This is a genomic window from Pseudomonas sp. P20, from assembly GCF_016463925.1.
Classification (GTDB): domain Bacteria; phylum Pseudomonadota; class Gammaproteobacteria; order Pseudomonadales; family Pseudomonadaceae; genus Pseudomonas; species Pseudomonas aeruginosa.
In genome coordinates, this window is sequence record NZ_JAEMVM010000018.1 from 93,809 (window position 1) to 106,457 (window position 12,649).

General features: G+C 66.8%; 16 protein-coding genes and 1 pseudogene. 6 read left to right on the forward strand and 11 right to left on the reverse strand.

Annotation, left to right across the window (positions count from 1 at the left end; translation table 11 throughout):
• Window positions 1-6: 6 nt before the first annotated feature.
• The 6 genes from JHD77_RS22705 to lptM are packed head-to-tail and all read right to left on the reverse strand — an operon-like array spanning window position 7 to window position 4,604.
• Window positions 7-705, reverse strand: coding sequence for an HAD family hydrolase (locus JHD77_RS22705; RefSeq protein ID WP_003121285.1), 699 nt, complete (start codon window positions 703-705; stop codon window positions 7-9).
• The gene (xerC, locus tag JHD77_RS22710) at window positions 702-1,613 is read right to left on the reverse strand and encodes a tyrosine recombinase XerC (RefSeq protein ID WP_003096434.1); all 912 of its coding nucleotides are present in this window, start codon (window positions 1,611-1,613) and stop codon (window positions 702-704) included. The genes JHD77_RS22705 and xerC overlap by 4 nt, the downstream gene beginning before the upstream one ends.
• 19 nt (window positions 1,614-1,632) lie before the next feature.
• On the reverse strand, window positions 1,633-2,334 hold the full coding sequence (locus JHD77_RS22715) for a DUF484 family protein (RefSeq protein ID WP_003096433.1): 702 nt from the start codon (window positions 2,332-2,334) through the stop codon (window positions 1,633-1,635).
• A 30-nt stretch (window positions 2,335-2,364) separates the two neighbouring features.
• Window positions 2,365-3,195 carry a diaminopimelate epimerase gene (gene dapF / locus JHD77_RS22720; protein WP_003114344.1) on the reverse strand — a complete coding sequence of 277 codons (831 nt, stop codon included), beginning with the start codon at window positions 3,193-3,195 and terminating at the stop codon, window positions 2,365-2,367.
• Window positions 3,196-3,205: 10 nt separating this feature from the next.
• Window positions 3,206-4,453, reverse strand: a complete 1,248-nt coding sequence (gene lysA / locus JHD77_RS22725; RefSeq protein WP_003118055.1) for a diaminopimelate decarboxylase — start codon at window positions 4,451-4,453, stop codon at window positions 3,206-3,208.
• A gap of 10 nt (window positions 4,454-4,463) precedes the next feature.
• Window positions 4,464-4,604 (reverse strand): LPS translocon maturation chaperone LptM, encoded by a 141-nt coding sequence (gene lptM, locus JHD77_RS22730; protein ID WP_003096430.1) that lies wholly within the window; start codon window positions 4,602-4,604, stop codon window positions 4,464-4,466.
• Between the two features lie 253 nt (window positions 4,605-4,857).
• Here lptM and cyaY point away from each other — a divergent pair, with 253 nt between their 5' ends.
• The 3 genes from cyaY to rnk all read left to right on the forward strand — a co-directional run bounded on the left by cyaY (window position 4,858) and on the right by rnk (window position 5,920).
• Entirely contained in the window at window positions 4,858-5,193 is a 336-nt protein-coding gene (gene cyaY, locus JHD77_RS22735; RefSeq protein WP_003121284.1) for an iron donor protein CyaY, read from the forward strand.
• Window positions 5,171-5,380 carry a DUF1289 domain-containing protein gene (locus JHD77_RS22740; RefSeq protein ID WP_003161172.1) on the forward strand — a complete coding sequence of 70 codons (210 nt, stop codon included), beginning with the start codon at window positions 5,171-5,173 and terminating at the stop codon, window positions 5,378-5,380. Before cyaY ends, JHD77_RS22740 begins: the two co-directional genes overlap by 23 nt.
• A gap of 135 nt (window positions 5,381-5,515) precedes the next feature.
• Window positions 5,516-5,920, forward strand: a complete 405-nt coding sequence (gene rnk, locus JHD77_RS22745) for a nucleoside diphosphate kinase regulator (RefSeq protein ID WP_031756744.1) — start codon at window positions 5,516-5,518, stop codon at window positions 5,918-5,920.
• Between the two features lie 43 nt (window positions 5,921-5,963).
• Here the strand turns inward: rnk and JHD77_RS22750 are convergent, their stop codons facing one another.
• The 5 genes from JHD77_RS22750 to JHD77_RS22770 form a co-directional block, all read right to left on the reverse strand.
• Window positions 5,964-6,677 carry a glycine-rich domain-containing protein gene (locus JHD77_RS22750; RefSeq protein WP_003114342.1) on the reverse strand — a complete coding sequence of 238 codons (714 nt, stop codon included), beginning with the start codon at window positions 6,675-6,677 and terminating at the stop codon, window positions 5,964-5,966.
• A 40-nt stretch (window positions 6,678-6,717) separates the two neighbouring features.
• The gene (locus tag JHD77_RS22755) at window positions 6,718-9,570 is read right to left on the reverse strand and encodes a class I adenylate cyclase (RefSeq protein WP_031756743.1); all 2,853 of its coding nucleotides are present in this window, start codon (window positions 9,568-9,570) and stop codon (window positions 6,718-6,720) included.
• 148 nt (window positions 9,571-9,718) lie between these two features.
• Complete coding sequence (locus tag JHD77_RS22760; protein WP_003096418.1) at window positions 9,719-9,952, reverse strand: TIGR02647 family protein; 234 nt, start codon at window positions 9,950-9,952, stop codon at window positions 9,719-9,721.
• A 42-nt stretch (window positions 9,953-9,994) separates the two neighbouring features.
• Window positions 9,995-10,762 (reverse strand): substrate-binding periplasmic protein, encoded by a 768-nt coding sequence (locus JHD77_RS22765; RefSeq protein ID WP_003096415.1) that lies wholly within the window; start codon window positions 10,760-10,762, stop codon window positions 9,995-9,997.
• Between the two features lie 132 nt (window positions 10,763-10,894).
• Window positions 10,895-11,170: a hypothetical protein gene (locus JHD77_RS22770; protein WP_003114340.1), complete on the reverse strand. Its 276-nt coding sequence runs from the start codon at window positions 11,168-11,170 to the stop codon at window positions 10,895-10,897.
• 101 nt (window positions 11,171-11,271) lie between these two features.
• On the opposite strand from JHD77_RS22770, the gene JHD77_RS22775 reads away from it, so the two are divergent.
• The 3 genes and pseudogenes from JHD77_RS22775 to JHD77_RS22785 all read left to right on the forward strand — a co-directional run.
• Window positions 11,272-12,252, forward strand: a complete 981-nt coding sequence (locus JHD77_RS22775) for a magnesium transporter CorA family protein (protein WP_003096411.1) — start codon at window positions 11,272-11,274, stop codon at window positions 12,250-12,252.
• Between the two features lie 49 nt (window positions 12,253-12,301).
• On the forward strand, window positions 12,302-12,493 hold the full coding sequence (locus tag JHD77_RS22780; RefSeq protein ID WP_126624814.1) for a hypothetical protein: 192 nt from the start codon (window positions 12,302-12,304) through the stop codon (window positions 12,491-12,493).
• A gap of 51 nt (window positions 12,494-12,544) precedes the next feature.
• Window positions 12,545-12,649, forward strand: a pseudogene (locus JHD77_RS22785) (Hcp family type VI secretion system effector); the annotation flags it as partial.

Genomic DNA, 12,649 nt, shown 5'->3' on the forward strand with positions numbered 1-12,649 from the left:
GGTCCGTCATTGCAGGCGGGCGAGCAGGGCCGGCAGCTCGGCGAGGCTGCGGATCTCCGCGCTCGGCTCTTCCTCCCCGGCCCAGGGCTTGCCGCTTGGGTTGAACCAGATGGCACGCATGCCGGCGCGGCGCGCTCCGGCGATGTCGTCGCTGGGGTGGTCGCCGATGTGTACCGCTGCCGAGGCCTCGACGCCGGCGCGCTTCAGGGCTTCGCGGAATGGCGTCGGGTCGGGCTTGCCGACGCCCAGTTCCTCGGCGCAGAGGGCGAACCGGAAGTAGTCGGCCAGGCCCAGGCGGCGCACGTCGGCGTTGCCGTTGGTGAGCACGCCGAGGGTGAAGCGGTCGGCGAGGATCTCCAGGGTCGGGTGGACCTCGGGAAACAGGGTGACCCGGTGGCGCGCTTCGAGGAATACCTGGAAACCGGCCTCGGCCAGGCTTTCCGCCTCCGCCTGTGGATAACCGGCGTCGAGCAGGGCATGGAACAGGATGCGCCGGCGCAGCTCGCTGAGACGGTGGCGCAGCATCGGCTCGCGATCCAGCAGGCGGGTGCGGATCGCCCACAAGTGCTCGATGGGTACCGGACCCAGGCGCGCCGCGTTGCTCGCCAGCCATTCGCGGAGCAGGGCCTCGGCGTTGTTCATCACCGGGGCGACGTCCCACAGGGTGTCGTCGAGGTCGAAGGTGATCAGTCGCAGGCTGCTCATGGGTCGTTGCCTCCATCGGCGTTGCCCTTGCGCTTGGCGCGGGGATGGGCGCGGTCGTAGACCGAGGCCAGGTGCTGGAAGTCCAGGTGGGTATAGATCTGGGTCGTGGCGATGTCGGCGTGGCCGAGCAGTTCCTGCACGGCGCGCAGGTCGCCGGACGACTCCAGCAGATGGCTGGCGAAGGAGTGCCGCAGCATGTGCGGGTGCAGGTGCTGGCCCAGCTCGCGGACGCCGGCCTGGCGCACCCGCAGCTGGATCGCCCGCGGCGTCAGGCGCTTGCCGCCGCGACCGATGAACACCGCACCGTCTTCCGGAGCGGCCTGGGCGCGCAGCGGCAGCCAGGCTTCGAGCGCCTGGCGCGCGGCCTTGCCGACCGGCAGCTCGCGGACCTTGTTGCCCTTGCCGCGCACTCGCACCAGGCCTTCCTTGAGGTCCAGCCATTCGAGATCGAGGCCGACCAGTTCCGAGAGGCGCAGCCCGGAGGAATAGAACAGCTCCAGCAGGGCCTGGTCGCGGCGGGCGATGAAGTCATCCTCCACGGCACCGTCGAGCAATTGCAGGGCGCGGTCGGCGTCGAGGGTCCTGGGCAGCTTGCGCGGACTCTTCGGCGCGCTCAGGCCGTTGGCAGGGTCGTGCCGGCAGCGCCCTTCGCGTAGCAGGTACTGGTAGAGGCCGCGCGTCGCCGAGAGCAGCCGTGCCAGGCTGCGGCTGGACTGGCCCTGCTGGTGCAGGCGGGCGACGAAGGTGCGCAGGCTGCGGGTGTCGAGGGCGTTCCAGTCGGAGAGCCCGGCCTTTTCGGCGAGGGCGAGGATCTTCAGCAGGTCGCGGCGGTAGCCGTCGAGGGTGTGCGCGGAGACCTGGCGCTCGCTGCGCAGATGTTCGAGGAAGGCATCCAGGTCGGCGCGCATCTCGGACCGCCCGCCGCGCTCAGCGGACCGAGCGCAGCGGCGAGGAGAAACGCGGCAGCACGCGGGCCAGGACCTCGGCGACGTAGCCGAGGAACAGGGTGCCGAGGGAACTCTTGTAATGCTGCGGATCGGGACTGCCGATGGCGAGCACGCCGTGCAGGCCCTGGAAACTCAGGGAGACCACCGCTGCGGAGCCGATCTCGTCGCGGTCGCTCTCGCCGAAGAGGAACGCCAGTTCGTGCGGACGCAGCACGCCGCAGACGGTCTTGCCGCCGGAGAGCAGGCCGCCGATGGCCTGGTGCGCCTCCGCGCTGCTCACCGAGCGGCCCACCGAGACGCTACTGTCGCTGAACAGGATCAGGCTCACGTAGGGCACCTGGAACTCGTGGCGCAGGCTGTCCTCGACGGTACTGACCACGTCTTCCAGGCTGGTGGCGTCGAGCAGGTCGAGGACCAGGCGGCGGGTCTTGTCGAACAGGCGGTCGTTCTCGCGGGCCACGTCCATCAGTTGCGAGAGCCGGTGGCGCATCTCGATGTTGCGCTCGCGCAGCAGGCGTACCTGGCGCTCCACCAGCGACACTGCGTCGCCGGGCTGGTGTGGGATGCGCAACTCGGGGATCAGCTCGTCATGCTCGACGAAGAACTCCGGGTGCTGGCTCAGATAGGCGGCCACCTGCTCGGCGTCCAGCGCTGCTGTCGGTTCCTGGCTTTTCTCGGTCATAAGCGTCTCGGTTCTCGCGGGCGACGGCCCTTACAGGCGGACCTGGCCTTCATACACGCGGACGGCAGGCCCGGTCATCATAACGGGCTGGCCGGGACCTGCCCACTCGATGTGCAGGCGGCCGCCGGGGAGGTCGATCTGCACCGGCGATTGCAGCCAGCCCTGGCGAATCCCGGCAACCGCCGCGGCGCAGGCGCCGGTGCCGCAGGCTTGGGTCTCGCCGACGCCGCGCTCCCAGACGCGCAGGCGCGCATGGTGCGGATCGAGCACCTGGAGGAAGCCGATGTTGGCCTTCTTCGGGAAGCGCGGATGGACTTCCAGTTGCGGACCGAGGCTGTGTACCGGTGCGCTGTCGACGTTCTCGACGCGCAGCACGCCATGGGGATTGCCCATGGATACCGCGGCCAGTTCGACGCGCTGGCCATTCACCTCTATCTCATAGGACAAGGCTTCGCGCTCGGCCTGGAACGGTATCTCGGCCGGGGCCAGGCGCGGCGGACCCATGTCCACCGTGACCTGGCCGTCCGGGCGGATATTCAGCTCGATGATGCCGCCCTTGGTTTCTACGCGGATGCTCTTCTTCACCGTCAGGCGCTTGTCCTGAACGAAGCGGGCGAAGCAGCGAGCGCCGTTGCCGCACTGCTCGACCTCGGAGCCGTCGGCGTTGAAGATCCGGTAGCGGAAGTCGACGTCGGGGCTGCTCGGGGCTTCGACGATCAGCAACTGGTCGAAGCCGATTCCGGTGTTGCGGTCGCCCCAGAGCTTGACGTGCTTGGGCTGCACATGGGCGTGCTGGCTGACCAGGTCGAGGACCATGAAGTCGTTGCCCAGGCCATGCATCTTGGTGAAGCGCAAAAGCATGGTCTGGGCCTCACTGCGGCAGCAGGCTTTCGCCGGCGTAGAGCTCTTGGACGGTCTCGCGGCGACGGACCTCGTGGGTCTGCTCGCCATCCACCAGCACCTCGGCGGCGCGGCCGCGGGTGTTGTAGTTCGAGCTCATGACGAAGCCGTAGGCGCCGGCCGAGCGCACCGCCAGGAGGTCGCCTTCGGCGAGCGCCAGGTCGCGATCCTTGGCGAGGAAGTCACCGGTCTCGCAGATCGGCCCGACCAGGTCGTAGCGGCGCGGCGCGGCGTCGCGCGGGCGTACCGCCTGCACGTCCATCCAGGCCTGGTAGAGAGCCGGGCGGATCAGGTCGTTCATCGCCGCGTCGACGATGGCGAAATCCTTGTGCTCGGTGTGCTTGAGGTACTCGACACGGGTCAGCAGCACGCCGGCGTTGGCGACGATGGACCGGCCCGGCTCGAACACCAGGGTCAGGTCGCGGCCGTGCAGGCGCTCGCGGATGGCGCGGATGTAGTCGCCGGCCAGCGGCGGCTGTTCGTCGCGGTAGCGCACCCCGAGGCCACCACCGAGGTCCAGGTGGCGAATGCCGATGCCTTTGCCGGCCAGGCGGTCGACCAGCCCGAGCAGGCGCTCGAGGGCGTCGAGGAAGGGCTCCAGCTGGGTCAACTGCGAGCCGATGTGGCAGTCGACGCCGATCACCTCCAGGTGGTCAAGCTCGGCGGCGCGGGCGTAGACCGCCTCGGCCTCGTCGATGGCGATGCCGAACTTGTTCTCTTTCAGGCCGGTGGAGATATAGGGGTGGGTCTGGGCGTCCACGTCCGGGTTGACCCGCAGCGATACCGGCGCTTTCACGCCGAGTTCCGCAGCTACCCGTTGCAGGCGCTCCAGCTCTTCGCCGGACTCGACGTTGAAGCAGTGCACGCCGACTTCCAGGGCGCGGCGCATGTCGTCGCGGGTCTTGCCGACGCCGGAGAACACCACCTTGGCCGGATCGCCGCCGGCGGCCAGGACACGCTCCAGCTCACCGCGGGAAACGATGTCGAAACCGGCGCCGAGGCGCGCCAGCACATTCAGCACCCCGAGGTTGGAGTTGGCCTTGACCGCGAAGCAGACCAGATGCGGCATGCCGGCGAGGGCATCGGCATAGGCGCGGTACTGGGCCTCGATGTGTGCGCGGGAATAGACGTAGGTGGGCGTGCCGAAACGCTCGGCGATGCGGGAAAGCGCCACCCCTTCCGCGAACAGCTCACCGTCGCGGTAACTGAATGTGTCCATGGGCGCTCTCTCAGAAACCGTAGCGGTCTTTGCTGTGTTCTTTCTTGGCTTTTTCGTCGTCCGGCAGGTACAGCGGGCCTTTCTGGCCGCAGGCGGCGATGGAGCCGGCGAGGAGGGCGAGCGCGACGAAGGACAGGAACAGCCGCTTCATGACGGAATCCTTGTAGAAAACGTGAATTGTTCCGGAGTATACCGACCCCCCGGCGCCTTGCCTATGCGAGCCGGATCAGGTGTGCCGGGGCTTGCAGGGGAATGGCCTGCGGCAGAGGGGATGCCGGCGTTTTCCGCGAGCGTCGCGGCAAAACAGCGCGGACTACGGCAATACCAGCGTAGAATTGTCGGAATAGGGCAAGACGAAGGTAGTCGTCCGCCTTTTTTCCCGTTAGCGAATGCCGAGGCAATGCATGAGTACGATGAATGAAGCGCGTTTCCACGACCTGGTCGATGCGCTCCAGCAGCAGGTGGAAGACGCCTTCGATGACAGCGACCTGGACCTCGACCTGGAGAACGCCGGCGGCGTGCTCACCGTACGCTTCGAGAACGGCTCGCAGCTGATCCTCAGCCGCCAGGCGCCGTTGCGCCAGCTGTGGGTGGCGGCGAAGTCGGGCGGCTTCCACTTCGATTACGACGAGGCCAGCGGCCTCTGGCGCCACGATGGCAGCCAGGAACCGCTGGGCGCGCTGCTCAACCGGGCGACCCTGGAGCAGGGGGGCGAGGATGTCGAGTTCCCCGGCCTCTGAGGCTTCGCCGCCGGCGGTGGCCTCGCCCTGCCGGCGCCTGTGCTGCCTCGACGATGCGGACGTTTGCGTCGGCTGCGGACGTTCCCTGGCGGAAATCCGCGAGTGGGGCAAGGCCGACGATTCCCGCCGCTTGCAGATCAGGTCACAGGCCGCTCGACGCCAGTCGCTGGCGGGCCGTCTCTCCTGATAGGGGGGATGTTGCTAATTCCTGCGACTGTGTTAGTGTCCGGGAAAACCCCGCCTTCGGGCGGGGTTTTTGCTTTTTTGCGATTCCTGCTTTTCATCGATCAACCGAACCGGACCAAGGAGCACGCCTGCGATCATGAGCACGCCGCCGATCACCATCACTCGTCTGGACCTGCAGCGCCTGGAGCGCCTGCTGGATGGCCTGGACGAATTCGGACCCGCCGCCGAGGCGCTGGAGGCCGAACTGTCGCGCGCCCAGGTGGTGGGGCATGACGAGATTCCGCCGGGCGTCGTGACCATGAACTCCACCGTGCGCTGCCGCGAGGAAAGCAGCGGCAAGGAGTACACCCTGACCCTGGTCTATCCCGAAGACGTCGCCGGCGAAGGCAAGGTCTCGATCCTCGCGCCGGTGGGCACCGCGCTGCTGGGCCTGACCATCGGCCAGACCATCGACTGGCCGGCGCCGAGCGGGAAGACGCTGAAGCTGACCCTGCTGGAAATCGAATACCAGCCGGAAGCCGCCGGCGACTACGCGTGCTGATCGGTTTTCGCCCGTCGCCATTCGGCGACGGGCTTCGCGACCCTCAGTCGCCCCCACCGCCCCCGCATCCTCCACCCCCGCAACCGCTGCCGCCGTCTCCGCCGCTATCGCCGCCGCAGCCGTGGCGCGAATCCTGTCCGTCCGAACCGAAGGTACTGCCGCTATCGCTGGCGCAGCCGCTGCTGCAACCGATATGGCTGGCGCAATACACCGCTGCGCCGCCGTCTTGCCGCTGCGCGCAGTTCAGGGCGTAGCGGAAGCCGTCGGCGATCGCCAGTTCCGTGTCGAGGGCGAACAGCAGCGGTAGGCGCGTGGGATTCAGTGGGTCGATGCCCTCGCGGCGGCAGGCCAGCTTCCAGGCGCGCTGGATGCCCTCCTGGGCCTGTCGGGGGCTGCGCATCGCCTGGGCCGGCGTATGGTGGAGGAAGCGCCCGAGTCCCTTGCGGCAGACGTGCTGGTAGAGCCGGGTATGCAGGATCAGTTCGTGCCAGGCGACATCCACCACCTGGGACGGCATCGCGACCATCCGCTTGCCGGCGGCGCGGCATAGCAGCAGGTATTCGCGTAGGCCGCCGAGCACCCGTTGGACCTGTTCCTCGCTGAGCTGCGGATAGCGCTCGCGGACCGCCTGGGTGACCCGCGGCGGCAGGCGGAATTGCTGGATGAAGCGGTAGCGCCGGCGATCCAGGCCGCGGCGGTAGAGATAGCCGCCCACGAATGCGGCGCCAGCGAGCAGGGTAATACCGAGGAGTGCCATCCGTACGTCCTTGTCGAGCCCCGCGCGGTGCGGCGCTGGGTCATTGTTCCAGCAGCGCCTGGTTCAGCGCCGTTTCCAGGACGCTTTTATAACGCAGATAGTGCAGCGTTTGCGGCTGTTCGTCGGCGAACAGCCGCGACAGGTCGAGGTCGGTCAGGTAGCAGGGGTAGGGTTCGCTTTCTGCGCGATGCGCCAGGATATGCCGGGCGACCGCCTTGAACAGGCCGACGCCGTACTCCAGTTCGGAAAACTCCTGGTGGTCGCAGTACAGGGTGACCTGCACGCGCTTGCGTTCGCCGCGCTCGAGTAGCGCCTGTAGCTCGTACAGCGCGGGCCCGGCCAGGGCCTCCGGCGCCTCGCGAGGCTCGACATGCACTCTGCCGTCGTTGGAGAGCAACTCGTAGTAGCGGATATCCAGCGCGGCCGGCACCTGTTCCGCCAGCGACAGGGCGTTGCGCCGGTACAGCAGCGATTGCAGGAAGCGCTGCAGCGGTGCGAGCAGGCTGCGTTCGTCACGCAATGCCTGGCGCTGGCGCCAGAGGGCGTTGCGTTCGTCGAGCAGGCTGATCTCGGCGCTGTCGAAGTCGCGCCGGTAGAACACCTGGATGCAGTCCGGCCGCCCCATGGACAGGATCAGCCCGAGGTCCTCGCCCTCCAGGGCGTGGCGATCCAGCTTCAGGGCGCTGTAGCCATCTCGCTCGCGGCCCAGGTGCTGGAGCAGGCTCGGCAGGTCGGGCAGGCTCTCGTGGCTGACCGCTTCCGGCGACATTTCCAGCAGGTGGTACTGCTGGCGGATCTGCAGCAGGTAGCGGCTTGGCTGGCCGCCAAGCAGTTGCCCGTAGGTCTCGCGGAACAGCTCTTCGACCCGCACGGCGATGGCGGCGGCCCGGTTGCGACAGAAGCAGCGCACCATCAGTTCAGGCGGCTGCGGCGGGCTTCCGGGCTTTTCGCGGACGGCGTCGAGGAACTCGGCAAGGCACTCGGGCAGCGCCTGGGGGCCTGCGTAATGGCGCACCGTCAGTTCGTTCCAGCTGTTGAGGCTGAGCTGGTCGAGGGTCAGCACCAGGTTGTCGCGCACCCCGGCATAACCAAGCACGTCGGTACGCCCGGTAGCCATGTGCAGGTTCATCTGGCTGTGGTGGCGCAGCGGGTCGACACCGACGTTGACCAGCAGCAGGACGCTCTTGAGCCGACGCGGTTGCAGCAGGTCGGCGTCGTCCACGGTCGCCAGGGGGACCGGCAGGAACTGCCGCAGGCTGCCCAGGAGATTGTCCAGTTCGGCATCGCCGAGGTCGCTCTGGCCGGGATGCAGGGACAGCCGGGTGGCGCTGTCGATGACGCCGTTGCGATGGCACCAGGCGAGCAGCTCGACCAGCCTGAGGCTGCGTTTCAGCGGCGCGTAGTCAGGCCACTGGTGAGCGCCCAGGGCACCGGGGAAGATCGCCCACTGCGCCTGCTCGCGGTCGTCGTCGGCGGGCAGCTGGACCAGGGTCAGGACGTCTTCGCCGAGATCCGGGGCGATCCCTGGGTTGATGTTCTCCACCTTGCCTGCCTTGCGCTCGAAGGCGGCATACAGGCGGCGGCCGAGCAGGCCCAGGTCGCGGCTGTCGATGCCGCTGTCAGCGCCTTGCTGGCGGGCGATCTGGAACAGCAGGCGGTAGCTGTAGGTCAGTTCGTTGACCACCGTGCGACGCTCTTCCATCACCTGGCGCATCTTCCACTGGCTGCGGCTGTCGAGCAGGGCCAAGCGGCGAGGCTCCCATTGCCATTCCGCGACGAGCCGCTCCATCGACAGGTGCTGCCAGCCCTTCTGCGCCTGGCGCTGGCGACCGCCGAGCTTGCGCCCGACCTTGAGGTACAGGCAGCGCCGCACGAGTTCCAGGCGTTCCGGCGCCTGCTGTTCCCGCAGGTAGCGTTCGAGATGGCGATAGACCAGGACGTAGGGGTCCAGTTCGTCGAGATCGAGTTGGCCGGCGAATACCTGCTCCTTGAAGCGCAGGGCGACGCAGCGGACCCGCGGGTGCTCGCTGGCGTAGGCTTCGGTGAGCAGCAGCTTGAGCAGCGACTTGTAGGGCGAATCGATGGCCTTGGACAACTGCCAGAGGCCGGCGCCGATGAACTCCCGGGCGGGGATGTGCGCCAGGTGGCCGAGGTCGAGCACCTCTTCGGCGCGGATGAAGCGTTTGCCGAGCAGGGTCCGGCAGTATTCGTCGTAGCGCCGTTCATGGGCCGGCGGCACCAGCCACCATAGAGGGGTGCGTCCGCCGAGCCAGATCGCGCTACGGTAGAACTCGTCGAGCAGCAGGAAGTGCTGGGTATTGCCGTCGCCGCCGGACTCTTTCCAGTCTTTGCGTTCGTCCTGGCCGAAACGGGCGACGTCGATCAGGAAACAGTGCACCTCGCTGCCCTGGCTGCGCGCCCAGTCCTCGATCAACGCGCACTTGCGGCGCAGCTCCTGGCGCGCGCCGGGCTCCAGTTCTGGGGCATGGCAGACCCAGAGGTCGAGATCGCTCTGTTCCTCCTGGGCCAGGCTCCCCAGGCTGCCCATCAGGAACAGGCCGTGGATCGGCTGCTGTGCGGGTTCCTGCCTGCGTGGCTTGTAGACAAACGAACGGGCCAGGCGCTGGGCTTCGGCGAGTACTTCGTCGTCCGCTTCGAAACCGCTCAGGCCCGCTGGCGTGCTGGCCGACAGGTAGCCCGGCAGCAGCGGATGGTTGATGTGGAACAGCAGCGGTAGCAGGCGCAGGACCCGCTCCTGGCGGCTGGACAACGCCTGCCGGGCGCGTTGCAGGCGACCGGCATTGACCGCCAGGAAGCGTTGGCGCAACTGGCCGAGGACCTTGCGGTCGATGCCATCGTCGAGATCGAGGCTGAGTGCGGGGTGTCGGTTCATGGGCGTCCGGGCACAGGCAAGGCCAGGCGCCGTGCCTGGCTCCGGTCATGCCATTGTATCGCCCGGAAGCGCGGCGGCTTGAGCACCGCACCGCGAACCGGGGCAACCGTCGCGGCCTGTCGGGAGCAGGTCGCGATGGCCGCTTCCGTCAACCCTTGAGGATGGTCAGCAGGCCCTGTGCCTGCTCCGCGGCGTCCAGCCCCAGACTGGTCAGGTAGCCGCCGTCGGGCTGGTCGATCAGCCCCTTGTCGTGCAGGCGTCGGGCGGCGGCGACGGCCTTGCCGTCGGCGGTGTGATGGACCTTGAGTCCTTCCTGGGTGTTGTTCAGGTTGAAGAGCGCCAGCAGTTCCAGTTCGTCGATCAGCTCGGGAGTGAAGGCCATGTCGGCTCCTTGCGGTGTTGAGCACCGGTGAGTGTAGTTGGACTAGGGCGTAGCGTCGGCGGCCTGGCTCCAGCCGTCGAGGATCTTCTGGTACTCGCCGCTGGCGAGGATGCGCTGCATGCCGAGGTCGAAGCGTTCGAGCAGATGCTCGGCCTGCGGGTGGCGGCGCGAGAACGACAGGTACAGCTCCGGGCGGTGGACCGTGGCCACCGGCTGGAACTGGCCTTCCAGTTCGGGATGTTCGCTGAACAACTGGCGAGCCGTATTGCGGTAGGCCAGGGCGTAGTCGACGCGGCCGCGCTGGAGCATGAGGAAACCGTAGTAGTCCTTGCGCACCGGGATGCGCACCAGGTCGTGGCGGCGATCGAAGCCGTCGCCGTATTCATAGCCGAGGGTCACCGCGACTTTCCGTCCGCTCAGCGCCTGCTCCGCATTCACCGGCCGCGCTTCGTCGCGTCGCGCCCAGAGCTGGATCTCCGCGCGGAACAACGGATGCCGGGGCAGACGGTAGTCGGCGAGGATGTGCGGGTTCGGCGAGGTATTGAAGCAGCCGGCGATCAAGCCTTTCAGGGCCAGCTTCATGCAGCGGGAGTAGGGGTAGGGATTGAGCTGGACCGGCGTGTCCGCAGCCCTGAAGGCGGCCCGCACGATGTCCGCGCTCATGCCCTGGATGCGGCCGTCCTTGTAGGCAGTATAGGGATACCAGTCGTCTTCGGCGCCGAGCACCAGGGGTTCTGTCGGGACGGCCGCTGCCGGGCCGGAAAGGGCCAGCAGCAGGCAGATGGGCAGGAAGTGGAACCAGGATCGCATCCGGTATCGCTCCGCGAAAGCAGGTGGCACGGAGAGTGGGCGCCACCTTTCTACCAGAGCGGCAGGCGTTTGGCGAAACAAAACCGCATGGATACGAGGGGCATTCGCCGGCACCAGTCGGCCCGGCTCCGCTCATTCGTCGTCCGGCAACGTCGGCAGGGCACGCAGCGCATGCTCGTAGCCGGCGCTGTCGAAAGCGCGGTCGGCGGCGAGCATGGCGTTGATCTCGTGGGCCAGCACGTAGGCCATCATGCCCAGCGCCTCGTCGCGCTCGTAGCCGACCAGGGTCAGCTTGTTGAACACGGCGCGCGCCGCCGGCGGATTCTCGCTTTCGATCTGGTTCTCGATGGCCTGGATCAGTTTTTCCTCGGCGAAGCCGTCTTCCTGGTTGTCGTCCTGTTCGCTCATCGGGCGTTCCTCGTTCTGGCGCAAAGTACCGCTTGTGCGGCGGCGGGAAGTTGTCCACCCTGCTTGGCCAACGGATGGCCGCGAAGGTAGCGATACCCGACATGATCACCTATTACATCCTTTCCGGCGACCGCCTGGAGCGACGCCAGCACGACGATGCCCAGCGGGGGTTGCCGCCGGGCACCCTGTGGATCGACCTGCATCACCCGACCCCCGAAGAGGAGCGCCTGCTCGAATCCCACCTGCAGGTGAACATCCCGACCCGCGAGGAGATGGCCGAGATCGAGGATTCGTCGCGCTTCTACGAGGACGGCAACGTCCTCTACATGACCACTTCGGTGGTCGGCGGGATCACCGAGCACCGGCCGAGCACAGAGGAAGTGACCTTCGTCCTCAGCGAGAAATGGCTGATTACCGTGCGCTACGCCGACCTGCGTTCGTTCCGCGAGTTCGAGAACCGCTGCATCCGCCAGCTCGACGCCAACCGCAGCAGCACCCAGTTGTTCGCCCTGATGATGGACAGCCTGGTGGACCGCATCGCCGACGTGTTGGAGGCCGTACAGGGGCAACTGAGCAGCATGTCGCGGGAGATCTTCGCCGAGTCCACCGCCCAGACCCGCAAGCCGAAGACCGACCTGCAGCAGATCATCAAGCACCTCGGGCGCAGCAGCTCGCTGCTGTCCAAGCTCAACGACAGCCTGCTCAGCATCAATCGGATGAACAGCTATTTCCGCCAGGGTTGCAACGGCTGGCTTTCCGAGCCGGCCAAGGTGCTGGCGAAGACCGTGGAGCGCGATGTGCGCTCGCTGGACGAGTACCTGGCGAAGATGTCCACCGAGATCAACTTCCTCCTCGACGCGACCCTTGGCCTGATCAACATCGAGCAGAACAGCATTATCAAGGTGTTCTCCATCGCCGCCGTACTGTTCCTGCCGCCGACCCTGGTGGGCACCGTCTACGGCATGAACTTCAAGGACATGCCCGAGCTGGACTGGTCCATCGGCTATCCGATGGCGCTGGGGATGATGGTGGTATCGGCGATCCTTCCGTACCTCTGGTTCAAGTTCAAGAACTGGCTCTGAGGCACTCGGCAGGTGTGCAACTTTTTGCTGGATAACTTCGGGAAAAGCTGTGGATACCACGCTGGGGCCAAGGCCTGACGGGGTCTTCGATGAAGTGAGCAAGTTCTTGCATAGCACTGTGCAACAACTTGCTCACTTTTTCGGGGTAAACCCAGGGGAAAGTGTTCGTGCGGGCCGGGAGATTCTTCAAGAATTTGATTTAAAAGATAAATATTTTATTGGCACGAAGCTTGTTGGGTAGCTGCCGCACCAGGACATGTCGTCCCGGCTACCACTGACAAGGAATGCATCCATGGCAACCCCCGCCTATATGTCCATCACCGGCACCAAGCAGGGCCTGATCACCGCCGGCGCCTTCACCGAGGATTCGGTCGGCAACACCTACCAGGAAGGCCAC

Excerpts from the sequence above, each read along its gene's own strand:
- lysA (WP_003118055.1), bottom strand. The coding sequence starts at position 4,453 with ATGGACACATTCAGTTACCGCGACGGTGAGCTGTTCGCGGAAGGGGTG.
- JHD77_RS22705 (WP_003121285.1), bottom strand. The coding sequence starts at position 705 with ATGAGCAGCCTGCGACTGATCACCTTCGACCTCGACGACACCCTGTGG.
- lptM (WP_003096430.1), bottom strand. The coding sequence starts at position 4,604 with ATGAAGCGGCTGTTCCTGTCCTTCGTCGCGCTCGCCCTCCTCGCCGGC.
- cyaY (WP_003121284.1), top strand. The coding sequence starts at position 4,858 with ATGAGTACGATGAATGAAGCGCGTTTCCACGACCTGGTCGATGCGCTC.
- xerC (WP_003096434.1), bottom strand. The coding sequence starts at position 1,613 with ATGCGCGCCGACCTGGATGCCTTCCTCGAACATCTGCGCAGCGAGCGC.
- JHD77_RS22715 (WP_003096433.1), bottom strand. The coding sequence starts at position 2,334 with ATGACCGAGAAAAGCCAGGAACCGACAGCAGCGCTGGACGCCGAGCAG.
- JHD77_RS22760 (WP_003096418.1), bottom strand. The coding sequence starts at position 9,952 with ATGGCCTTCACTCCCGAGCTGATCGACGAACTGGAACTGCTGGCGCTC.
- JHD77_RS22750 (WP_003114342.1), bottom strand. The coding sequence starts at position 6,677 with ATGGCACTCCTCGGTATTACCCTGCTCGCTGGCGCCGCATTCGTGGGC.
- dapF (WP_003114344.1), bottom strand. The coding sequence starts at position 3,195 with ATGCTTTTGCGCTTCACCAAGATGCATGGCCTGGGCAACGACTTCATG.
- JHD77_RS22770 (WP_003114340.1), bottom strand. The coding sequence starts at position 11,170 with ATGAGCGAACAGGACGACAACCAGGAAGACGGCTTCGCCGAGGAAAAA.
- JHD77_RS22740 (WP_003161172.1), top strand. The coding sequence starts at position 5,171 with ATGTCGAGTTCCCCGGCCTCTGAGGCTTCGCCGCCGGCGGTGGCCTCG.
- rnk (WP_031756744.1), top strand. The coding sequence starts at position 5,516 with ATGAGCACGCCGCCGATCACCATCACTCGTCTGGACCTGCAGCGCCTG.
- JHD77_RS22755 (WP_031756743.1), bottom strand. The coding sequence starts at position 9,570 with ATGAACCGACACCCCGCACTCAGCCTCGATCTCGACGATGGCATCGAC.
- JHD77_RS22775 (WP_003096411.1), top strand. The coding sequence starts at position 11,272 with ATGATCACCTATTACATCCTTTCCGGCGACCGCCTGGAGCGACGCCAG.
- JHD77_RS22765 (WP_003096415.1), bottom strand. The coding sequence starts at position 10,762 with ATGCGATCCTGGTTCCACTTCCTGCCCATCTGCCTGCTGCTGGCCCTT.